The sequence below is a fragment of the Microbacterium sp. Soil_N32 genome (assembly GCF_057655505.1).
In genome coordinates this window covers 231,676-252,481 of sequence record NZ_JBDGME010000018.1, presented here as the reverse complement: position 1 = coordinate 252,481, position 20,806 = coordinate 231,676, and the positions used below count along the sequence as shown (strand labels likewise).

Sequence of the window (20,806 nt, the reverse complement as noted above, 5' to 3'; positions counted from 1 at the left end):
TCCGCAATCTTGGCAGCCGAGCCGTCACCTTCCTAGAGTGGAGCCTATGTCCGAGACTCACAGCAACCCCCTGGACGACCCGAACGCCAACCCGTTCGACGTCGCCGCCACCGCCGCCGCCGACATCGCCCGGCTGACCGGCGTCGAGAAGCACGACATCGCGCTCACTCTCGGAAGCGGCTGGGGCAAGGCAGCCGACATCATCGGCGAGACCGTGGCGACCATCCCGGCCACCGAGGTGACCGGGTTCTCGAAGCCCGCCCTCGAGGGACACGTGGGAACCCTGCGGAGCATCCGCACGCCCGGCGGCAAGAACGTGCTCGTGATCGGCGCGCGCACCCACTACTACGAGGACCACGGCGTGCGCCGGGTGGTGCACAGCGTGCGGACCGCCGCCGCGACGGGCGCGAAGATCATGGTGCTCACCAACGGCGCAGGTGGCGTGCGCGAGACCTGGAAGCCGGGGCAGCCCGTGCTCATCAGCGACCACATCAACCTGACCGCGGACTCGCCGCTCGAGGGCGCGACCTTCATCGACCTCACCGACCTGTACGCGCAGCGCCTGCGCGACATCGCCCGCACGATCGATCCCAGCCTCGACGAGGGCGTGTACACGCAGTTCCGCGGCCCGCACTACGAGACACCGGCCGAGGTGCAGATGGCGAAGGCCATCGGCGGACACATCGTCGGCATGTCGACCGCGCTCGAGGCCATCGCCGCCCGCGAGGCCGGCATGGAGGTGCTGGGCTTCTCGCTCATCACGAACCTCGCCGCGGGCATCCAGAAGACGCCGCTCAGCCACGCCGAGGTCATCGAGGCGGGCCGCGAGGCCGAGCCGGTGATCTCGAAGCTGCTGGCGCGGGTGGTCGAGGCCCTGTGAGCGAGGAGCGGCTCGCCCAGGCACGCGCCTGGCTGCGACAGGACCCCGACCACGAGACCCGCGACGAGCTCGCCGGGATCGTCACGCGCGCGTCGTCCGGCGACGCGGCCGCCCTCGCCGACCTCGACGACCGCTTCGGCAGCCGCCTGGCGTTCGGCACCGCGGGTCTGCGCGGCGCACTGGGCGCGGGGAGCAACCGCATGAACCGCGTGCTCGTGACGCAGGCGGCGGCGGGCTTCGCCGCGTACCTCCGCGACCGCGCCGACGGGGCGACCCCGACCGTGGTGATCGGCTACGACGGGCGACGCAACTCGCGCGTGTTCGCGATCGACTCGGCCGAGATCTTTACCGGGGCCGGGCTGAGGGCGATCCTGCTTCCGCGCCTGCTCCCGACGCCCGTGCTCGCGTTCGCGGTGCGCCACTTCGGCGCCGATGCGGGCGTGATGGTGACCGCGAGCCACAACCCGCCGAACGACAACGGCTACAAGGTGTACCTCGGGGGCGCCGACGAGGGCTCGCAGATCGTCGCCCCGGCCGACGCCGAGATCGCCGCCGCGATCCGGCAGGTGGCCGAGGCCGGGACGATCGCCGCTCTCCCCCGCTCCGGCGACTACGAGACCGCCGGTGAGGAGGTCGTCGAGGCGTACATCGCCGCGACCGCCGCCGTCGCTCCCGCCCCGACGGGCGCGCAGGGCCTGCGCTGGGTGTACACCGCCATGCACGGTGTGGGGTGGGAGACGTTCGCCCGCATCGTGGACGCCGCCGGCTACCCCCGTCCGACGGTGGTCGGCGAGCAGCTGCAGCCGGATGCCACCTTCCGCACGGTCGCGTTCCCCAACCCCGAGGAGCCGGGCGCGATGGATCTCGCGTTCGCCCGCGCACGCCGCGCGAACGCCGACTTCATCCTCGCCAACGACCCGGATGCCGACCGCCTCGCGGTCGCGATCCCCGACGAGACCGCTGACGGCGGCTGGCGCCGGCTCTCGGGCAACGAGGTCGGCCTGCTCCTGGGCGCCCGCGCGGCACGCGCCGCGGAGGGCACCCCCGGCGCGTCGCTCGCGTGCTCTCTCGTGTCGTCGCCCGGGCTCGGGGCGGTCGCGGCCCACCACGGGCTCGACTTCCACGAGACGCTCACGGGCTTCAAGTGGATCTCGCGCGCCCCGGGGATCGTGTTCGGTTTCGAGGAGGCGCTCGGCTACCTCGTGAACCCCGGCACCGTGCGCGACAAGGACGGTATCTCGGCGGCCGTCGCCGTGCTCGGTCTCGCCGCCGAGGCGCGGGAGCGCGGCGCCACGCTCGCCGATCTGCTGCGCGAGCTCGGCGACACCTACGGTCACTTCTCGAGCGGCCAGGTGTCGATCCGCGTCGACGACCTCTCGCTCATCGGCACCGTCATGGCGTCGTTGCGCGCGACCCCGCCGTCGCACATCGGCGAGCGCGCCGTCTCGACGGCCGACGACCTGCTGCAGTCGGCGCCTGGCCAGCCCTCGGGCGATGTGCTGCGCTACCGGCTGTCCGACGGATCCCGCGTGATCGTGCGGCCGAGCGGCACCGAGCCCAAGCTGAAGGTCTACATCGACGCCCGCGCCGAAGCGGCCGACGCCGCGCGCGACGCCGTCGCCGAGATCGAGGCGGGCGTGCGCGCCCTGCTCGCCGAGCGATCCTGATCGGATGTCCGGCGCGCCTCCACCCGGCGCGCCGGACATCCTCGACCGTTACGATCGGACCCATGCCGACCCGTCAAGTCATCATCCGCGCCCACAACGGCGTGCATGCGCGCCCGGTCGCCGAGATCGTGCGCCTGGTGCAGGCGCACGGCGCTCCCGTCACCCTCCGGGCATCCGACGGCACCACCGTCGACCTGCGCAGCGTGCTGGCGGTCATGGATCTGGCCCTCGGCACGGGCGACGCGGTCGAGCTGCGCACCCCCGACTCCCCCGGCGCCGACGCGCTGCTCGACGAGCTGGCCGCGGTGCTCGCGCCGGGGTCCTGAACCGGCGTCGCCCGTCGGCCTCCCGGTGATCAGCCGTCGATCACGGCGACGAGCTCGTCGAGGAACGCCTCGAACGTCGTCCCCCGGCGCACGATGCGCTGCACGCTCTCCCGTTCGCTGAACACCTCGACGAGCTGCTCGAACACCGTCTGGAACGCTGCGCGGTCGTTCTCGCTGAAGGCGGCGAGCGCCACGACCTGCACCCGCCCGTCGGCCCAGGCGGCCGAGCCGTCGGCGACGCCGATTGCGATGGCCGTGCGGGTGGCGGTCATCTGCAGCGCATGGGGCACCGCGAGGGCATCCGTGAACGCGGTCGACGACATGCGCTCCCGCAGGATGGTGTTCTCGACGTACTCCTGGTCGATGACGCCGGTGCCGACGAGCAGACCCCCGAGTCGGCGGATGATCGCCTCTTCCCCCTCGTCCGGCAGGGGGTGCACGAACGCGTCCGGCGCGAAGTACTGCGACAGCTCATCGCGCAGTCGGGCGAGACGGCGCACGCGACGCACCCGACCGGCGGCCTGCTGCACGCGCTCCACATCGGAGTCGGTGAAGAACGGATGGATGCGCACGAAGCGGTCGCCGGTCGCCCCGGGTTCGATGGTGCTGAGCACGAGGTCGGTGCCGAACGACGCCCAGTCAGGGTCGACGGCCGTCACCACGCTGGTGACCTCGATCGCGGAGCCGAGCGACCGGTCGACGCTGGCGCGCAGCAGCTCGCGGAGCTCGTGGTACCCGGGGCAGACGATCGTCGCGCTGAGGATCGACGCGGCCTTGCGGCTGCGTTCGAGCCGACCGCCGACATGCATGGCGATGTACGCGATCTCGTCGTCGTGGATGGGCGTGCCGAGGCGGTCGTGCAGGCCGCTGGCGATCGACACGGCGACCTCGAAGATCATCGGGTACGACGTCTTGAGGGAGCGGGTGAGCGGGTTGCGGGCGAGCGCCTGACCCTCGGCGCGGCGCAGCAGGTTCTGCACGTGCAGCGCCAGCCTCAGCACGAACGAGTCCTCGACGAGGTCGACGTCGTACTCGGCGGATGCGCGGGCGAGCTCGGCGCGCACCGCCTCCTCCACCCTTTCCTCCACGCCGCTGCGCGCCACCTCTCGCGTGGTCTCCTCGCCCGGGGCGACGACGCGCGTGAGCACGAGCGACGCGAGGTGGCGGCGGTCGCCGACGCCGAGTTCGACCCCGAAGGCCTCCTGCGCGAGACGCGCGACGACCTCGCCCACGCGGGCGATCTCGTCGCGGGGGCCGGCGGCCTCGCCGGGGATCGCGTAGCCCGCGGCGACACGATCGGCCGCGATGGTGATGTGCAGCAGAACGTCGGCGATCGCCAGCTCGTTCACGAAGTACCCGAGCGCGCCGAGCTCGCGCACCAGCGCCTGCTTGAACGGCCCGACGGCGTCGGTCGACACCCCGGTCGCTCCGAGCGCGCGGCGGAACGTCTCGGGGTGGAACGATGCGGCATCCATCTCGTCGTGGGCGAGGCGCGAGATCAGACGGCGCTGGTCCTCCTCGCTGCCGCGCAGGCGCACCCTCTCCCGCTCGCGCTCGAGCACGAGGTCGGTGCCCTCCAGCAACCCCCGCACGCGCACGAGGTCGGCTTCGAGGGTCGCCTCGCTGACGTGCAATCCGTCGGCGGTCGCATAGACGTCGAGGCCGTCGGCGCGGTCGAGGAGCATCCGCACGATCGCGTGCAGGCGATCACGGGGCGTCGACTCGCCGCCCGAGCGGGCGCGCAGCGCGTCACGAGCGGACGCACCCGCGCGGTAGCCCGCGGGACCCGACTCGACGGCGTCTCCGCCCACGCGGGCGTTGAGGGCCGAGACGTAGGAGCGGATGCTGCGCGGCGTCACCCCGACCAGATCGGCGAGGCTCGCGGCGGTCATCCAGCTGTCCCGTCGCAGCAGAGCGGTGAGGATCTGGTCCTGGCGCTGACGCGACATGGTCCTCCCTCTGCTCCCGGTGCGACCTCGCTGTACGCCGCCCTCCCCATGATGTCAGGCCCGCGGGAGGGCAGGGGGCGGAAGCGGAGTTCCGCAGGGGCGGAAATCTTCCTGTTGGAAAGTCCCCCGCGTGATTTCCCAGACTGTTCTCAGGAAGGTGGAATCGATGAGGATCCTCGTGGTGTGCGGCGCCGGTGCGTCGAGCACGTTCGTCGCGCAGCGCCTGCGCCGCGCCGCAGCCGACGCCGGTCTCGCGTGGGACGCGGCCGCCGGCACGGAGGCATCCCTCGTTCCCGGCTCTCAGGACCTCGTCCTCGTCGGACCGCATCTCGCGGACCGGCTCGACGACCTGTCCGCGCGCGCCGGGGCCCCGGTCTCGCTCCTCCCCGCCGACATCTTCGCCGACCGCGACGGAGAACGGACGCTCGCCCTCGTGCGTGCCCTCCTCCCCGCGGAGACCACCCCGAAAGGAACATCATGACCGCTTCCCGTACCGTTCGGATCGGCTCCTCCCACGGCCTGCACGCCCGCCCCGCGAAGCTCTTCGCGCAGGCCGCGAAGGAGTCGGGCATCCCCGTGACGATCGCGAAAGATTCGGGCAAGCCCGTCAACGCCGCGAGCATCCTGGGGGTCATCGCCCTGGCCGTCGAGCACGGCGACTACGTGACCCTCACCGCCGAGGGCGACGGCGCCGAGCAGGTGCTCGACTCGCTCACCGAACTGCTCACCACCGATCACGACCAGGAAGCCGCCGGATGAGCGAGCTGCGAGGAGTCGGAATCGGGCTGGGCATCGCCCACGGCCCGGTGGTCCGCATGACCGAGGCGCTCCCCGCGCCCGCGCAGACGCCGAGCGCGGCGGGCGCCGAAGCCGAGCGCGCCCGCGTGCGCGAGGCGATCTCGCACGTCGCGCAGGAACTGACCACCCGCGGCGAGGCCGCAGGCGGGTCGGCGCAGGAAGTGCTCGAGGCGCAGGCGATGATCGCCGAGGACCCGACCCTGCTCGACGAGGTCGACGAGCGCATCGACGGCGGCTCGACCGCCGAGTGGGCCGTGCAGGACGCGTTCGCGGGCTTCAAGGCCACCCTGGAGGCCGTCGGCGGGTACCTCGGCGAGCGCGCCGCCGACCTCGACGACATCGCCCAGCGAGTGCTCGCCCGCCTGCAGGGCCTGGACGCCCCCGGCGTGCCGGACCCCGGGCATCCGTTCGTGCTGGTCGCCCGCGATCTGGCCCCCGCCGACACGGCTCTGCTGAACCTCGACCAGGTGCTCGCGCTCGTCACGAGCGACGGCGGTCCGACCTCGCACACGGCGATCCTCGCCCGCGAGAAGGGCATCGTCGCGATCGTCGGCGCCGCCGAGGCGGCCGACCTGGCCACCGGCACGACGGTGATCGTCGACGCCGCCGCCGGGCTCGTGACCGTCGACCCGACCGAGGACGAGCAGGAGCGCGCCGCGCAGCGCGCCGCCGACCGCGCCTCGGCGGACGCCGCACCGCTCACCCCCGGCGCCCTCGCCGACGGCACGGCGATCCCGCTGCTGGCGAACCTCGGCAAGCCGGCCGATGCGGCGGATGCCGTCGCCCGCGGCGCCGAGGGTGTCGGGCTCTTCCGCACGGAGTTCCTGTTCCTGTCGTCGTCGCAGGCGCCGACCGTCGCCGAGCAGCGCGAGTCGTACCGCGAGCTGCTGGCGGCGTTCCCCGGGCAGAAGGTCGTCGTGCGCATGCTCGACGCCGGCGCCGACAAGCCCCTGGCCTTCCTCAACGACGCCCACGAGGAGAACCCGGCGCTCGGACTGCGCGGGCTGCGTGCGCTCCGCGCCAGCGAGGACATCCTGCGCGAGCAGCTCACGGCTCTCGCCGAGGCGGATGCCGCGACCGAGGCCGACCTGTGGGTCATGGCGCCGATGGTGGCGACCGTCGAGGAGACGGCGTACTTCACCTCGCTCGCTCGCGAGTACGGGCTGAAGACGGCGGGCGTGATGGTGGAGGTGCCGTCGAGCGCCCTGCTCGCCGACCGGGTGCTCGCACACGCGGACTTCGCATCGATCGGCACGAACGACCTCACGCAGTACACGATGGCCGCGGATCGCCTCCTCGGGTCCGTGTCGGCATTCCAGAATCCGTGGCATCCGGCCGTGCTCCGCCTCGTGCGCGAGGTCGGCGCCGCCGGCGCCCGACTCGGCAAGCCCGTCGGCATCTGCGGCGAAGCCGCCGCCGACCCGCTCCTCGCCGTCGTGCTCGTGGGCCTCGGCGCCACGAGCCTGTCGATGGCCCCCGCAGCGCTGGCGGACGTCCGCCACGCGCTCTCCGAACGCACGCTCGACGAGGCCCGACACCTCGCAGAGCAGGCACTCGCGGCCGACGACGCCGCAGGTGCGCGCACCGCCGCGGCCGAAGCCGCCGCGGCACTCCCTCCTCACCAGAAAGAGACGACATCATGACGACGACGTCACCCGCCGCCCAGAAGCAGGGCGGTGTCCGACTGGGCGTGCAGCGGTTCGGCACGTTCCTCTCGGGCATGATCATGCCCAACATCCCCGCGCTCATCGCGTGGGGCATCATCACGGCGTTCTTCATCCCCGTGGGCTGGACGCCGAACGAGCAGCTCGCGACCCTCGTGGGCCCGATCATCCACTATCTGCTGCCGATCGTGATCGCGTACACGGGCGGAACGCTCGTCTACCGCACCCGCGGCGGCGTGGTCGCAGCGATCGCCGTCATGGGCGCGATCGCGGGTTCCGACTACCTCATCGCCCAGGTGAACGAGACGCTCCCCGCCGACAACCAGCTCGGACAGATCCATATGTTCATCGGTGCGATGATCATGGCCCCGCTCGCGGCGTACACCATGAAGTGGCTCGACTCCCTCTGGGAGGGCAAGATCAAGGCCGGCTTCGAGATGCTCGTGAACATGTTCTCGGCCGGCATCTGGGGCTTCGTCATGGTCGTCGTCGGCTTCTACCCGGTGGCCTGGCTGGTCAACGGGCTCATGAACCTGCTCTCCACCGCGGTGAACTGGCTCGTCGAGACGAACCTGCTGCCGCTGACGAGCATCCTCATCGAGCCGGCCAAGGTGTTCTTCCTGAACAACGCCATCAACCACGGCGTGCTCACGCCGCTGGGCACCCAGCAGGCGGCCGAGAGCGGAAAGTCGATCCTCTTCCTGCTCGAGGCGAACCCCGGCCCCGGCGTCGGCCTGCTCCTCGCGTTCACGCTGTTCGGCATCGGCGCGGCCCGCGCATCGGCCCCCGGCGCCGCCGTCATCCAGTTCTTCGGCGGCATCCACGAGGTGTACTTCCCGTTCGCGCTGATGAAGCCCGTGCTGATCCTGGCCCTGATCGCCGGCGGCATGACCGGTGTCACCACGAACATGCTGCTCGGCACCGGACTGATCGCCCCGGCCGCGCCGGGAAGCATCATCGCGGTGCTCGGGCAGACGTACCGCACCGACTACCTCGGAGTGATCCTCTCGGTGGTGCTCTCGGCCGCGGTGACGTTCCTCATCTCGACGCTGATCCTGCGGGCGAGCCGCAAGAAGGACCTCGCGAAGGAAGACGCCTTCGCTGCGGCCGTCGCGCAGACCGAGGCGAACAAGGGCAAGTCGTCCGACGCGCTGAGCGGCCTCGCCGCCCGGGCCGCGACGACGGCCGCCCCGGTCGCCACCGACCGCCGCATCGAGAACGTCGTGTTCGCGTGCGACGCCGGCATGGGCTCGTCGGCGATGGGCGCCAGCGTCCTCCGCAACAAGTTCAAGAAGGCGGGCATCGAGGGCGTCACGGTCACCAACCAGGCGATCGCCAACCTCGACGGCTCGGCCGACCTCGTGATCACGCAGCAGCAGCTGACCGATCGCGCGAAGGCGCAGTCGCCGGCCTCGGTGCACGTCTCGGTGGACAACTTCATGAACTCCCCGAAGTATGAAGAGGTCGTCGAGATGGTGCGCGCCCAGCGCGGCACCGGCGCCTGACACAGACCCCGGTGGGCGGATGCTCCGGCATCCGCCCACCGGACCATTTCCCGAGGAACACCGCGAAAGGAACATCATGAGCGTTCTCACCCCCGGCCAGGTCCGCATCCACGCAGGTTCGGCGACCCAGGAGGCCGCGCTGCAGGAGGCGACCGACATCCTCGTCGAGGTCGGAGCCGTGACCCCGGCGTACGTCGACGCCATGCGCCAGCGGGAGGAGACGGTCTCGACCTACATGGGCAACGGCCTGGCGATCCCCCACGGCACGAACGAGACCAAGGACGCGATCCTCGACTCGGCCCTGTCTGTCGTGCGCTACGACGGCGGGGTCGACTGGGCGGGCGAGCCCGCGACCTTCGTGGTCGGCATCGCCGGCAAGGGCGACGAGCACCTCGAGATCCTCTCGCAGATCGCCATCCTGTTCTCCGACGAGGACGACGTCGCGAAGCTCAACGCGGCGCAGACCCCCGAGGAGCTCTACGCGCTGCTCTCGGCGGTGAACGAGGCATGAAGGCCGTCCAGTTCGGCGCCGGCAACATCGGGCGCGGATTCGTCGGGCTGCTGCTCGCCGAGGGCGGCTACGAGGTCGTGTTCTCCGACGTCGCCGGGGCCCTCGTCGACGCGATCAACGCCGTCTCGGAGTACACGGTGCACGAGGTCGGCCCCGGCGGCGTCGACCGTGTCGTCACCGGGTTCCGCGCGGTGAACAGCAAGACCGACCCGGATGCCGCCGCCGACGAGGTCGCGACCGCCGATGTCGTGACCTGCGCGGTCGGGCCGACCGTGCTGCGGTTCATCGCCCCGACCATCGTCGAAGGTCTCGCCCGCCGCTCCCCCGACGCGGCACCGGTGAAGATCATGGCGTGCGAGAACGCGATCGGCGCCACCGACCTGCTCCGCGCCGAGATCGAGCGCGTCGCGGGGGCCGACGCCCCCGACCTGCTCGCCCGCGCCGTCTTCGCCAACACCGCCGTCGACCGCATCGTCCCGGCGCAGCCCGAGGGCGCGGGTGTCGACGTCACCGTCGAGCCGTACTTCGAGTGGACGATCGAGGCCGGGCCGTTCGGCGGCGACCTGCCGAGCATCCCCGGCGCGCACTTCGTCGACGACCTCGCACCGTACATCGAGCGCAAGCTGTTCACGGTGAACACCGGGCATGCGGCGACGGCGTACTTCGGTGCGCGGGCCGGCGTCGAGCGCATCTCCGACGCTCTCGCCGACGCCGAGATCTCCGCCGCGGTCACCTCCGCCCTCGAAGAGACCTCGGCCGTGCTGGCCGCCGTGCACGGCCTCGACCCGGCCGATCTCGCCGACTACCGCGCGACGATCCTCGACCGGTTCCGCAACCCCGCGCTCGTCGACACCGTGCAGCGCGTGGGGCGTCAACCCCTGCGCAAGATCTCCCGTCACGAGCGCTTCATCGGACCGGCCGCGTCGGCCGCCGAGCACGGCCTGCCGACCGAGGCACTCGTCGCCGCCGTCGGCGCCGCACTCGACTTCGACGACGCCGACGACCCGCAGGCCGTCGAGCTGCAGCAGCTGCTGCGCTCCGACGATGCCCGCACCTTCACCACCCGCACCACGGGACTCGAGCCGCAGCATCCGCTCTTCCCCGCCGTGGAGGCCGTCGTGCAGGCCGTCGTGCAGGCACGTCAGGACGCGCTCCGCGCCGGCTGACCGCCGGAACCGCCGCGAACGCCCCCGCCCCGCTACCATCGGGGCGGGGGCGTTTTCGACACATCGACGTGCGGGGGCAGAGGGTGGACGCATACGCGGTGATTGGCGCGGGGCCGTCGGGACTGGCCGCGGCGCGCGCCCTGCAGCGGCGCGGCATCCCGGTCGAGGGATACGAGGCCTCGCACGGCGTGGGCGGCCTCTGGGACATCACGAACCCCCGCAGCACGATGTACGAATCGGCCCACCTCATCTCGTCGCGCACGACGACGGAGTTCCGCGAGTTCCCGATGCGCTCCCGAGCCGACTACCCCGGGCATCGCGAGGTGCTCGCGTACCTGCAGGCGTACGCCGACGCGTTCGACCTCACGGGGCTCTTCCGCTTCGACACCCGGGTCACGCGTCTGGAACCGCAGGACGGCGGGTGGGACCTCACGGCCGAGGGCCCCGACGGCATGTCGACCCGCCGGTATCGGGGAGTCGTGCTGGCGAACGGCACCCTCGCCGAACCGAACGTGCCCGTCTTCCCTGGAACGTTCGACGGCGAGCTGCTGCATACGAGCGCCTACTCGTCGGCCGACGCGCTGCGCGGCAAGCGGGTGCTCATCATCGGGTCGGGCAACTCGGGCTGCGACATCGCGGTGGATGCCGTGCACCATGCCGCGTCGATCGACATGAGCGTGCGACGCGGCTCGTACTTCGTGCCGCGGTATCTGTTCGGCCGCCCGAGCGACACGATCTCGCGGGGGCGGCCGCTGCCCCCGCGCCTGAAGCAGGCGGTGGACACGCGCGTGCTGCGCCTCTTCACGGGCGATCCGAGCCGGTTCGGGTTCCCGCGGCCCGACCACCGCCTCTATGAGTCGCATCCCATCGTCAACACGCGGGTGCTCGATCACCTCGGCCAGGGCGATCTGCGCATCCGGCCCGATGTGCAGGGGTTCGAGGGTGAACGGGTGCTGTTCCGCGACGGCACCGCCGACGCGTACGATCTCGTGCTGATGGCCACCGGGTACCGACTCGACTACCCCTTCGTCGATCGCGCGCACCTCGGCGGGGAGGGCGAGACGCCGCGGCTCTTCCTGCACATCTTCCCCGCCTCGTTCGACGGGCTCTTCGTGATCGGCATGGTCGAGGCCTCGGGACTCGGGTGGCAGGGGCGCGCCGACCAGGCCGAGCTGCTCGCCGCCTACCTCGACGCCGTCGACCGGCATCCCGAGCGGGCCGCGCGCTTCCGGGCGCGCGTGGCGACCCGGCCGTGGCCCGACCTCACGGGCGGTTATCGCTTCGTCGCCCTCCCCCGCATGGCGCACTACGTCGACAAGCACGCGTACCGGCGCGCCCTGCGGCAGGAGCAGGACGCGCTGGAACGGCGCGACTGACCCCGCTCCGGGCCGATTGCCCGCCTCCCACGCGTAGCGTGGAGACGTGCAGAAGAAGCGTGGTCGTCGCGCCCTCCGGTGGGCGCTCGGAAGCATCGTCGTCGTTCTCGTCGTCGCGGTCGTCGGCGTCGTCGCCTGGAGCCAGATCGGCGTCATGCCCGCCGAGAAGGAGCCGCTCGCCGACGTGCGCGGCAACACCGCGATCACGGTCGAGGAGACCGGCGAGGGCATCGTGCTCGCACCGGCCGACGGTGACTCCGAGGTGGGGCTCGTGTTCGTGCCCGGAGCCAAGGTGGACCCGTGGGCGTACGCGGCGGTGCTGCAGGGCGTCGCCGAAGACGGCGTCACGGTCGTGATCACGCGCCCCTGGCTGAACCTCGCGTTCTTCGACCTCCGCCCGCTCGACGCCTTCACCTCCGCGGCGCCCGAGATCGACCGCTGGGCTGTGGGCGGGCACTCCCTCGGCGGCGTCCGGGCGTGCCAGCTCGCGACGGATGCCGACGCCCTGGTGCTGTTCGGCTCGTACTGCGCGAACGACTTGTCGGGCGACGACCTCGCCGTGCTCAGCCTCGCGGGCTCGGAAGACGGTCTGTCGACCCCGGCGAAGATCGCCGACGCCCGCGGCAACCTTCCCGACGACGCCGACCTCGTCGAGATCGAGGGAGCGGCACACGCCTCCTTCGGCGACTACGGCCCGCAGGACGGCGACGGCACCCCGCGGATCGCCGACGAGGAGATGCACCGCGTCGTCACCGAGCAGCTCGGTCCGTTCCTCGAGGCGATCGCACCCCGATGAGGTCGCGCCCGCTCAGCCGATCCGGGCGATGAGCGCGTCGAGCCCCATGCCGTAGTCGATGCGCACCACCGGCAGCGCCAGCTTGTCGGTGCCGATCGCGACGGTGCCCGGTTCGATCGTGCGCCCCATCTCGAATCCCGCCTGCGCGACGCCCTGCTTCGTGGTGTCGTTGTAGTGCCCGAACGGATACGCGACCACCTCGGCGACGCCGAGCGCCTGCGCCGACGCGGTGAGATCGGCCGCGATCTCGTCAGCCGTCGCGTTGACGAGCATCCCGTCTCCGTTCGCGCCAGGGCGATGCATGTCGTTCGTGTGCGACCGCCGCTGCACGTACGGCGAGGGCGCCGGGTCCTGCCGGTACGCGGTGATCATGAACGACGTCGCCAGCACGCGATGACGGTCGACGACGGGCACGGCGAGGTCGAACCACGACTGGTCGGCGTCGTCGTCGGTGACGATCACGCTGCGCTCGGGGAGCGCGAGACGACCGTCGATGAACGCGGAGAGCTCGTCCCACGTGGGCAGGTAGAAGCCGGTGGACGCGATGTGCTCCATGTGCGCCTCGAAGTCGCCGATGTAGGCGTAGTTGCCGCGCAGCCACCCCGACTCGCCCTCGGGCTTCGGGGTGAACTGGTGGTACATGAGGATCGGCACCCGCACGTCGGCCGCGGCGTTCGCCTCGGGCGTGGTCCACGCGCCGACGAGCACCAGCTCGTCGTCGACGCAGGCCACGAGATCGGCGCCGTTGATGCGTGCGGCGGGATCCATGACCGCGGCCGCCTCCGCCGTCGGGTACCAGCCCGCGAACACCCGACCGTCCTGCGCGGGGATCGGAAGGGAGCGGAAGAGAGCGCCCTGCGACTGCACCTGCATGTCGAGCGCGATCCCCTCGCCCTGGAACGACACGGCGCATCCGTTCGGGTCGCCCGAGTCCGCCACGAGCTGCTGTGCGGGCGTGAGCGGATGCACGAGCGCGTCGTCGGCGGTCCGCGGCGTCGGTTCCGTCGGCGTCGATGTCGCCGACCACGCCACGGCGCCCGCGCCGAGTACCGTCACCGCCGCCAGCGTCGTCGCGATCCACACGCCGCGACGGCGTCCCCCCGGACGCCTCCTCCGAGCCCCCATCGTCAGGCGTCGAAGCCCTCGCCGATCATATCGACGAGTTCCTCCCGTTCCTCGACCGGCAGGAACGCGGCAGACGCCGCGTTGAACTGGAACGTCTCGAGATCGTCGAGGTCGTACTCGAACGTCTCGACGAGCAGCGCGAGCTCGCGCGTGAGCGAGGTGCCGCTCATGGTGCGGTTGTCGACGTTGACGGTCACGGCGAAGCCGAGCTGGTAGAGCAGGTCGAACGGGTGGTCGGCGAGCTCGGTGCCCCATGCGGCGACCGCTCCGGTCTGCAGGTTGGACGACGGCGACAGCTCGAGCGGGATCTCCCGGTCGCGCACCCAGCGGGCCAGGTCGCCGAACTGCACCTGCACCTCGTCTCCCTCGCGGGTGACGACGTCGAGGTCCTCCGCGATCCGCACACCGTGGCCGAGACGCAGTGCGCGGCCGTCGATGAGGGCGGAGCGGATGGAGTCGAGCCCCGCCGCCTCGCCGGCGTGCACCGTCACGGGGAAGAAGTTCTCGGCCAGGAAATCGAACGCCGCACGATCCTTCGACGCGGGGAATCCCGCCTCGGGACCGGCGATGTCGAAGCCGACGACGCCGCGGCCGCGGAAGTCCACGGCGAGTTCGGCGATCTCGCGCGCACGATCGTGCTGCCGCATCGCCGAGAGCAGCTGACCCACGCGGATGCTGCTGCCCTTCGCGTCGGCGGCGTCCTCGCCCTCCTCGATCCCCTGCTGCACGGCCTCCACGGCCTGCTTCAGGGTGAGGCCGCCGGCGAGGTGCTGCTCGGGCGCCCAGCGGACCTCGCCGTAGATCACGCCGTCGCGGGCGAGATCGAGCACGAACTCCCGCGCGACGCGGGTCAACGCCTCGCGCGTCTGCATCACGCCGACGGTGACGTCGAACGTCTGGAGGTACTCGACCAGCGACCCCGAGTCGCTCTGCTTCGCGATCCACCGGGCGAGGGAGCGCGCGTCCCCCTGCGGGAGAGCGATGCCCGCAGCATCCGCCAACTCGACGATCGTCGCCGGACGCACCGCGCCGTCGAGGTGGTCGTGCAGCGACACCTTCGGCAGGCTCCGCAGCGAGACACCGTCGACCTTGATGTCGCCGTTCGCATCGATCGCCATGGGATCCTCCAGTCGTGAAGAGTCGGGGGCGGGAGTCGCCCCCGACCAGGGTAGTGCCAGAGGGTGTCAGGCCGTGATGCGCTCGCGCACGATGGATCCGCGCGCCGGCGCCTCGTCGCCGATATCCCAGGCGCCGTCGAGTGCTTCTAGCGCGCGGGCGAACCGGGCGTCGTCGGCGGCGGAGAGGGTGAACAGCGGCTGCCCCTCGGTGACCCGGTCGCCGGGCTTGGCATGCAGATCGATCCCGGCCTCGAACACCACGGGATCCTCGGCGCGAGCACGACCGGCGCCGAGGCGCCACGCCGCGACGCCGAACGGCAGCGCCTCCAGGCGCGAGACGACGCCGTCGGCCGGAGCCGTGACGACGTGGGTCTCGCGAGCCGTCGGGAGCTCGGCATCCGGGTCGCCGTCCTGCGCGCGGATCATCGCCTTCCACTGGTCCATCGCGCGTCCGTCGTCGAGGGCGGCCTCGACATCGGCATCCGGCTGCCCGGCCAGCGCCAGCATCTCCCGCGCGAGCGCCAGCGTGAGCTCGCGCACGTCGGCGGGGCCGCCGCCCGCCAGGATCTCGACCGACTCCCTGACCTCGTTGGCGTTGCCGATGGCGCGGCCGAGAGGCACGTTCATGTCGGTGAGCAGGGCCGTCGTGGCGACCCCGGAATCGGTGCCCAGCGCCACCATGGTGCGAGCCAGCTCACGAGCGCGGTCGATGTCCTGCATGAACGCCCCGGAGCCGAACTTCACGTCGAGCACGAGCGCGTCGGTCCCCTCGGCGATCTTCTTCGACATGATGCTCGAGGCGATCAGCGGGATCGCCTCGACCGTTCCGGTGACGTCGCGCAGCGCGTACAGCTTCTTGTCGGCGGGGGCGAGGCCCGAGCCCGCGGCGCAGATCACCGCGCCGACGTCGCTCTGCATCTGGGCGAACATCTCGTCGTTGCTCAGCGCCGCGCGCCACCCGGGGATCGACTCGAGCTTGTCGAGCGTGCCTCCGGTGTGCCCCAGGCCGCGGCCGCTCAGCTGCGGCACCGCGACGCCGAAGACGGCGACCAGGGGTGCGAGCGGCAGGGTGATCTTGTCGCCCACGCCGCCGGTCGAGTGCTTGTCCACCGTCTTCTTGCCAAGCGCCGCGAAGCTCATCCGCTCCCCCGACGCGATCATCGCGTCGGTGAGCACGCGGATCTCGTCGCGCTCCATACCGCGCTGGAACACCGCCATCGCGAACGAGGCCATCTGCGCATCGGAGACGTATCCGCGCGTGTAGGCGTCGACCATCCAGCGCAGCGCCGGCTCTGGCACGACTCCGCCGTCGCGCTTGGCGCGGATGACGTCGACCGCGTCGTAGGGTTCGATGCTCATCGGGCGTCCTCCAGGTCGCGCGGCCCGAACGCGTCGGGCAGCACCTCGTCGATCGTGCGGATGCCGGAGACGGTCTCCAGCAGCATGCCGGGCATCGCGTGCTCGAACAGCAGCTGACGGCAGCGACCGCACGGCATGATCGTCTGCCCGTCGTTGTTGACGCAGACGAAGGCAACGAGCTGGCCGCCACCCGACATGTGCAGGTCGCCGACGAGGGCGCACTCGGCGCAGAGCGTCACCCCGTAGGAGGCGTTCTCGACGTTGCACCCCGCGACGATGCGTCCGTCGCCCACCAGCGCCGCCGCACCCACTCGGTAGCGCGAGTACGGCGCGTACGCGCGCTCCATGGCGGAGGTGGCGACCTGGCGCAGCTCGTCCCAGTCGATGTCTGTCATGTGAATCGGACTCCTCGGATCAGGACTTGATGTAGGGCTTGCCGCTGGCCGCCGGGCCGCGGATCTGCCCGGCGAACCCGGCGACCGCGAGCAGCGTCACGACGTACGGCAGCATCAGCATGAACTCGCCGGGGATGGGCGTCTTCAAAATCGACAGCAGGTTCTGCAGGTTCGTCGCGAATCCGAAGAGCAGAGCCGCGAGCGTGGCGCGGATCGGGTCCCAGCGGCCGAAGATCACGGCGGCGAGGGCGATGAAGCCGAGACCCGCGGTCATGTCCTTGCCGAACTGCGGCACCGACACGAGCGTGAAGTACGCACCGCCGACACCGGCGATCGCGCCCGCGAGCAGCACGTTCCAGAACCGCGTCGCGTTGACCTTGATGCCGACGGTGTCCGCGGCCTGCGGATGCTCGCCGACGGCGCGCAGACGCAGACCCCACTTCGTGCGGTACAGACCCCAGGCGACCACCGCGACCGTGATGAACATGAGGTACACGATGAACGTCTGGTTGAACAGCACGGGGCCGAGGATCGGGATGTCGCTGAGCAGCGGGATCTCGATGCGCGAGAAGCGCTCGGGCGTGTTGAGCTGCGCCTCGTTCGGTGCCAGGAGCGCGCCGTACAGGAAGCCGGTCAGGCCGCTGACGAGCACGTTGAGGACGACCCCGACGATGACCTGCTCGACGAGGTACTTGATGGCGAACGCGGCGAGCACGCTCGAGACCAGCACGCCGCCGATCACCGCGCCGATGAGGCCGATGAACGGGTTGCCCGTGACGCTCGACAGCACGGCAGCCGAGAAGGCACCGAGCAGCAGCTGCCCCTCGATCGCCACGTTGACCACGCCCGCGCGCTCGCCGATCACGCCGCCGAGGGCGCCGAACACGAGCGGGACCGACAGCGACACGGCGCCGAACAGCAGGCTGGTGACCGGGACGAGGCCGCCGGCGCCCGCCCAGACGAGGAAGGCGAACACCGCGAGACCGCCGAACCCGCCGATCAGCCACAGCGACGAGGAGCGGTACGTCCACGCGCGGAAGAACGCGATCGCGACGAGCACCACCAGGATGCCGATCGTGACCCAGATCGTGGCCGCCGTGGGCAGGGCGATGTCGGGGAGCTCGAACGACTGCGACGAGTCGCCGAGGCGGAAGGTGCTCGTGCCCGAGCGCGGGACGAGCAGCACGAGCAGGGCCAGCAGCACGGTGGCCGCGGCCAGCACGATCGGCGCCTTGAGGTGCCGTTCGCGCACGGTGGCGAGGTGCACCGTGCCGTCGGCGGCTTCGGTCTGTGCGAGCGACATCATGCGGCCACCGCCTTCTTCGCGGCCTTGGCTCTCGCCTTGGCGGCCTTCTCGGCCTCGGACTTGGGGAGGAAGAACACGGCGCGCAGCAGCGGCGGCGCCGCGATGAACAGCACGACGAGCGACTGCACGACCAGCACGATGTCGACCGGGATGTCCTGCGCCTGCATCGAGAACGAACCCGCCTTGAGCGCGCCGAACAGGATGCCGGCGGCGAAGGTGCCCCAGGCCCGGCTGCGGCCGAGCAGCGCGACCGTAATCGCGTCGAAGCCGATGCCGGCGTCGATCGTCTCGGTGATGCCCGTGGTCACGGCGCCCTGAAGCTGGTTCATGCCCGCGAGGCCGGCGAGGCCGCCGGCGAACAGCATGGCGTACACGTAGACCCGCGGCACGCTGATGCCCGCAGCACGGGCGGCGTGCGGGTTCTCGCCCACCGCGCGCATGCGGAGGCCGAGCGACGAGCGCTCGATCAGCCACCACACGAACAGCGTCGCGACGATCACGATCACGAAGCCGAGGTCGAGCAGCGGGAACTTCGGACCGAGCAGTTCGGGGAACTGCGCCGTCTCGGGGGTCGCGGAGCCGAGCGCCTGGTTCGTGCCGGGCTTCTGCAGCAGGCCCGGCGTGCGGATCATCCACAGCAGCAGGTAGTACGCGACGTAGTTGAGCATGATCGTGAGGATCACCTCGTGCGCGCCGGTGCGGGCCTTGATGAGACCGGCGATCGCGCCCCAGAGCGCCCCGCCGGCGATACCCGCGACGAGGGTGACCGGGATGTGCAGCCACATCGGCAGATCGAGTCCGAAGGTGAGCAGGCCGGCGATGCCGACGCCGAAGAGCATCTGTCCACGGGCACCGATGTTGAACAGGCCGACGCGGAACGCGAGCGCGACGCCGAGTCCGGCGGCGATCAGCGGAGCGGCGAAGCCCAGCGTGTTCGTGAGCGGACGGATCTGCGCCGCGAAGTCCGCGCCGCGGGCGTTGAAGATCGCGCCGCGGAAGAGCGCCTCGTAGCCGTTGTAGACGGCGTTCCAGGCGGCGACGAGGGTGTCGCCGGGGCGAGCGAAGAAGTAGCCGGAGGCCTTCTGCACGTCTTCGTTCGTCGAGGCGATCAGGATGCCGCCGACGACGAGAGCGAGGAGGATCGCGAGCACCGTCGACACGGCGCTCCCCCGCAGGATCTCCTTGAGGATGACGTTCCCGCGCGGCGGCGGCGGCACATCGGTGGTCAGCGGACCCGTCGCGCGGGGAAGCTGCTCGGTCGGAAGGCCCGTCGTCGCGTCTTCCGCTCCCGGTGTCGTCCCGCTCATGCGGCCACCTCTCCCTCGGCGGCGCCCGCCATCATGAGCCCGAGCGTCTCGCGCGGGGTGTCGCCGGGCACGATGCCGACGATGGTTCCTCGGTACATGACCGCGATGCGGTCGGCCAGAGCTGCGACCTCGTCGAGCTCGGTCGAGACGACGACGACGGGGATGCCCGCGTCGCGCGTCTCGATGATGCGCTTGTGGATGAACTCGATCGACCCCACGTCGACGCCGCGCGTGGGCTGCGCGGCGACGAGGAGGCGCAGCTCGCGGCTCATCTCGCGCGCGATGACGACCTTCTGCTGGTTCCCGCCCGACAGCGTGCCGGCCGGCGTGTGCGGGCCCTGCGTGCGGATGTCGTACTCGGCGATCCGCTCCTTCGCGAACTCCTCGAGGGCGGCGCGACGCAGGGTGCCTCCGCGGCTGAACGCCTCGTCGGTCGACCGGTCGAGGATGAGGTTCTCCGCGACGGAGAACCCGCCGACCAGCCCGTCCTCGTTGCGGTCCTCCGGCACGAAGCCCACCCCGGCGTCGAGGATCGCTCGCACGCTGCGACCGACCAGCTCCGTGCCGTCGAGTCGGATGGACCCCTCGACGCGCGCCGCGAGTCCCACGATGGCCTCGACGAGCTCCGTCTGACCGTTGCCCTGCACGCCGGCGATGGCGAGCACCTCGCCCGGCCGCACGGTGAAGTCGACGCCGTCGACCACGATCGCGCCGGACGGCGTGAGCACGCGGAGTCCGGCGACCTCGAGGCCGCCGTCACCCAGGCGCGGAGCATCCTTCTGCACGGTCAGCTCGACCGCTCGCCCGACCATGAGCGACGCGAGCTCGGAGTTGCTCGCCGTGGGCGACGCCTCGCCGACGATGCGCCCGAGGCGCACGATCGTGATCGTGTCGGCGACCTCGCGCACCTCGCGCAGCTTGTGCGTGATGAAGACGATCGCCGTCCCCTCTTCGCGCAGCTGCCGCATGATGCCCATGAGCTCGTCGGTCTCCTGCGGGGTGAGCACGGCGGTCGGCTCGTCGAAGACGAGCACCTTCGCGTCGCGCGAGAGCGCCTTGATGATCTCGACGCGCTGCTGCACGCCGACCGGCAGGTCGCCGACGATCGCGTCGGGGTCGATGTCGAAGCCGAAGCGAGCGGCGACGGCGCGCACGTGCTCGCGGGCCTTCGCGATGTCGAGGGTGCCGGCGCCCTTGGTCTGCTCGTGGCCGAGCATGACGTTCTCGGCGACCGTGAACACGGGCACCAGCATGAAGTGCTGATGCACCATGCCGATGCCGGCGGCCATGGCGTCGCCGGGTCCGCGGAAGCGCTGGACGACGTCGTCCAGCAGGATCTCGCCCTCATCGGCCTGGTACAGCCCGTAGAGCACGTTCATGAGGGTGGACTTGCCGGCGCCGTTCTCGCCGAGCAGCGCGTGGATCTGCCCGGGCTCGACCACGAGGTCGATGTGGTCGTTCGCGACGAGGGTGCCGAATCGCTTGGTGATGCCGCGGAGTTCGAGCTTCATATCTGAACCCTATCCAGAGGTATTCGAGGGTGGTCGTGCGCGGCGCA

19 protein-coding genes are annotated in these 20,806 nt (G+C 71.3%); 11 read left to right on the top strand and 8 right to left on the bottom strand.

Translation table 11 applies throughout. The features are described from left to right. The first annotated feature begins 46 nt into the window (after positions 1-46). The 3 genes from AC3A3J_RS07555 (at position 47) to AC3A3J_RS07545 (ending at position 2,873) form a co-directional block, all read left to right on the top strand. The gene (locus tag AC3A3J_RS07555) at positions 47-880 is read left to right on the top strand and encodes a purine-nucleoside phosphorylase (protein ID WP_487671685.1); all 834 of its coding nucleotides are present in this window, start codon (positions 47-49) and stop codon (positions 878-880) included. Then, on the top strand, positions 877-2,547 hold the full coding sequence (locus tag AC3A3J_RS07550; protein ID WP_487671684.1) for a phospho-sugar mutase: 1,671 nt from the start codon (positions 877-879) through the stop codon (positions 2,545-2,547). Before AC3A3J_RS07555 ends, AC3A3J_RS07550 begins: the two co-directional genes overlap by 4 nt. 62 nt (positions 2,548-2,609) lie before the next feature. Continuing rightward, entirely contained in the window at positions 2,610-2,873 is a 264-nt protein-coding gene (locus tag AC3A3J_RS07545) for an HPr family phosphocarrier protein (protein WP_487671683.1), read from the top strand. A gap of 29 nt (positions 2,874-2,902) precedes the next feature. On the opposite strand, the gene AC3A3J_RS07540 is transcribed toward AC3A3J_RS07545, so the two are convergent. Beyond that, positions 2,903-4,822 (bottom strand): BglG family transcription antiterminator, encoded by a 1,920-nt coding sequence (locus AC3A3J_RS07540; RefSeq protein ID WP_487671682.1) that lies wholly within the window; start codon positions 4,820-4,822, stop codon positions 2,903-2,905. A gap of 166 nt (positions 4,823-4,988) precedes the next feature. Here AC3A3J_RS07540 and AC3A3J_RS07535 point away from each other — a divergent pair, with 166 nt between their 5' ends. From AC3A3J_RS07535 to AC3A3J_RS07500, 8 genes are all read left to right on the top strand, one after another. Continuing rightward, a complete protein-coding gene (locus AC3A3J_RS07535) occupies positions 4,989-5,303 on the top strand; it encodes a PTS sugar transporter subunit IIB (protein ID WP_487671681.1) in 315 nt (104 codons plus the stop codon). Continuing rightward, positions 5,300-5,581, top strand: coding sequence for an HPr family phosphocarrier protein (locus AC3A3J_RS07530; protein ID WP_487671680.1), 282 nt, complete (start codon positions 5,300-5,302; stop codon positions 5,579-5,581). The genes AC3A3J_RS07535 and AC3A3J_RS07530 overlap by 4 nt, the downstream gene beginning before the upstream one ends. Continuing rightward, positions 5,578-7,263, top strand: a complete 1,686-nt coding sequence (gene ptsP / locus AC3A3J_RS07525; protein WP_487671679.1) for a phosphoenolpyruvate--protein phosphotransferase — start codon at positions 5,578-5,580, stop codon at positions 7,261-7,263. Before AC3A3J_RS07530 ends, ptsP begins: the two co-directional genes overlap by 4 nt. Beyond that, positions 7,260-8,789 (top strand): PTS mannitol transporter subunit IIBC, encoded by a 1,530-nt coding sequence (locus AC3A3J_RS07520; protein WP_487671678.1) that lies wholly within the window; start codon positions 7,260-7,262, stop codon positions 8,787-8,789. The genes ptsP and AC3A3J_RS07520 overlap by 4 nt, the downstream gene beginning before the upstream one ends. Before the next feature lie 76 nt (positions 8,790-8,865). Next, a complete protein-coding gene (locus AC3A3J_RS07515) occupies positions 8,866-9,300 on the top strand; it encodes a PTS mannitol transporter subunit IIA (protein WP_314650835.1) in 435 nt (144 codons plus the stop codon). Further along, positions 9,297-10,466: a mannitol-1-phosphate 5-dehydrogenase gene (locus AC3A3J_RS07510; RefSeq protein WP_487671677.1), complete on the top strand. Its 1,170-nt coding sequence runs from the start codon at positions 9,297-9,299 to the stop codon at positions 10,464-10,466. The genes AC3A3J_RS07515 and AC3A3J_RS07510 overlap by 4 nt, the downstream gene beginning before the upstream one ends. Before the next feature lie 83 nt (positions 10,467-10,549). After that, positions 10,550-11,842 (top strand): flavin-containing monooxygenase, encoded by a 1,293-nt coding sequence (locus AC3A3J_RS07505; protein WP_487671676.1) that lies wholly within the window; start codon positions 10,550-10,552, stop codon positions 11,840-11,842. A gap of 46 nt (positions 11,843-11,888) precedes the next feature. Next, positions 11,889-12,638: an alpha/beta hydrolase gene (locus AC3A3J_RS07500; RefSeq protein WP_487671675.1), complete on the top strand. Its 750-nt coding sequence runs from the start codon at positions 11,889-11,891 to the stop codon at positions 12,636-12,638. A gap of 12 nt (positions 12,639-12,650) precedes the next feature. On the opposite strand, the gene AC3A3J_RS07495 is transcribed toward AC3A3J_RS07500, so the two are convergent. The 7 genes from AC3A3J_RS07495 to AC3A3J_RS07465 all read right to left on the bottom strand — a co-directional run bounded on the left by AC3A3J_RS07495 (position 12,651) and on the right by AC3A3J_RS07465 (position 20,759). Further along, complete coding sequence (locus AC3A3J_RS07495) at positions 12,651-13,721, bottom strand: polysaccharide deacetylase family protein (RefSeq protein WP_487671674.1); 1,071 nt, start codon at positions 13,719-13,721, stop codon at positions 12,651-12,653. Between the two features lie 44 nt (positions 13,722-13,765). Further along, a complete protein-coding gene (locus AC3A3J_RS07490; protein ID WP_487671673.1) occupies positions 13,766-14,881 on the bottom strand; it encodes an adenosine deaminase in 1,116 nt (371 codons plus the stop codon). 66 nt (positions 14,882-14,947) lie between these two features. Then, entirely contained in the window at positions 14,948-16,240 is a 1,293-nt protein-coding gene (locus tag AC3A3J_RS07485) for a thymidine phosphorylase (RefSeq protein ID WP_487671672.1), read from the bottom strand. Continuing rightward, on the bottom strand, positions 16,237-16,635 hold the full coding sequence (locus AC3A3J_RS07480) for a cytidine deaminase (RefSeq protein ID WP_314096271.1): 399 nt from the start codon (positions 16,633-16,635) through the stop codon (positions 16,237-16,239). Before AC3A3J_RS07480 ends, AC3A3J_RS07485 begins: the two co-directional genes overlap by 4 nt. 19 nt (positions 16,636-16,654) lie before the next feature. After that, complete coding sequence (locus tag AC3A3J_RS07475) at positions 16,655-17,941, bottom strand: ABC transporter permease (protein WP_487671671.1); 1,287 nt, start codon at positions 17,939-17,941, stop codon at positions 16,655-16,657. After that, positions 17,938-19,248 carry an ABC transporter permease gene (locus AC3A3J_RS07470; RefSeq protein ID WP_487671670.1) on the bottom strand — a complete coding sequence of 437 codons (1,311 nt, stop codon included), beginning with the start codon at positions 19,246-19,248 and terminating at the stop codon, positions 17,938-17,940. The genes AC3A3J_RS07475 and AC3A3J_RS07470 overlap by 4 nt, the downstream gene beginning before the upstream one ends. After that, on the bottom strand, positions 19,245-20,759 hold the full coding sequence (locus AC3A3J_RS07465) for an ABC transporter ATP-binding protein (RefSeq protein ID WP_314650854.1): 1,515 nt from the start codon (positions 20,757-20,759) through the stop codon (positions 19,245-19,247). Before AC3A3J_RS07465 ends, AC3A3J_RS07470 begins: the two co-directional genes overlap by 4 nt. Between the last annotated feature and the right edge of the window lie 47 nt (positions 20,760-20,806).

Coding starts and splice junctions, on each gene's coding strand:
- AC3A3J_RS07515 (WP_314650835.1), top strand. CDS start 8,866: ATGAGCGTTCTCACCCCCGGCCAGGTCCGCATCCACGCAGGTTCGGCG.
- AC3A3J_RS07520 (WP_487671678.1), top strand. CDS start 7,260: ATGACGACGACGTCACCCGCCGCCCAGAAGCAGGGCGGTGTCCGACTG.
- AC3A3J_RS07545 (WP_487671683.1), top strand. CDS start 2,610: ATGCCGACCCGTCAAGTCATCATCCGCGCCCACAACGGCGTGCATGCG.
- AC3A3J_RS07535 (WP_487671681.1), top strand. CDS start 4,989: ATGAGGATCCTCGTGGTGTGCGGCGCCGGTGCGTCGAGCACGTTCGTC.
- AC3A3J_RS07530 (WP_487671680.1), top strand. CDS start 5,300: ATGACCGCTTCCCGTACCGTTCGGATCGGCTCCTCCCACGGCCTGCAC.
- AC3A3J_RS07510 (WP_487671677.1), top strand. CDS start 9,297: ATGAAGGCCGTCCAGTTCGGCGCCGGCAACATCGGGCGCGGATTCGTC.
- AC3A3J_RS07555 (WP_487671685.1), top strand. CDS start 47: ATGTCCGAGACTCACAGCAACCCCCTGGACGACCCGAACGCCAACCCG.
- ptsP (WP_487671679.1), top strand. CDS start 5,578: ATGAGCGAGCTGCGAGGAGTCGGAATCGGGCTGGGCATCGCCCACGGC.
- AC3A3J_RS07540 (WP_487671682.1), bottom strand. CDS start 4,822: ATGTCGCGTCAGCGCCAGGACCAGATCCTCACCGCTCTGCTGCGACGG.
- AC3A3J_RS07480 (WP_314096271.1), bottom strand. CDS start 16,635: ATGACAGACATCGACTGGGACGAGCTGCGCCAGGTCGCCACCTCCGCC.
- AC3A3J_RS07475 (WP_487671671.1), bottom strand. CDS start 17,941: ATGATGTCGCTCGCACAGACCGAAGCCGCCGACGGCACGGTGCACCTC.
- AC3A3J_RS07490 (WP_487671673.1), bottom strand. CDS start 14,881: ATGGCGATCGATGCGAACGGCGACATCAAGGTCGACGGTGTCTCGCTG.
- AC3A3J_RS07470 (WP_487671670.1), bottom strand. CDS start 19,248: ATGAGCGGGACGACACCGGGAGCGGAAGACGCGACGACGGGCCTTCCG.
- AC3A3J_RS07485 (WP_487671672.1), bottom strand. CDS start 16,240: ATGAGCATCGAACCCTACGACGCGGTCGACGTCATCCGCGCCAAGCGC.
- AC3A3J_RS07465 (WP_314650854.1), bottom strand. CDS start 20,759: ATGAAGCTCGAACTCCGCGGCATCACCAAGCGATTCGGCACCCTCGTC.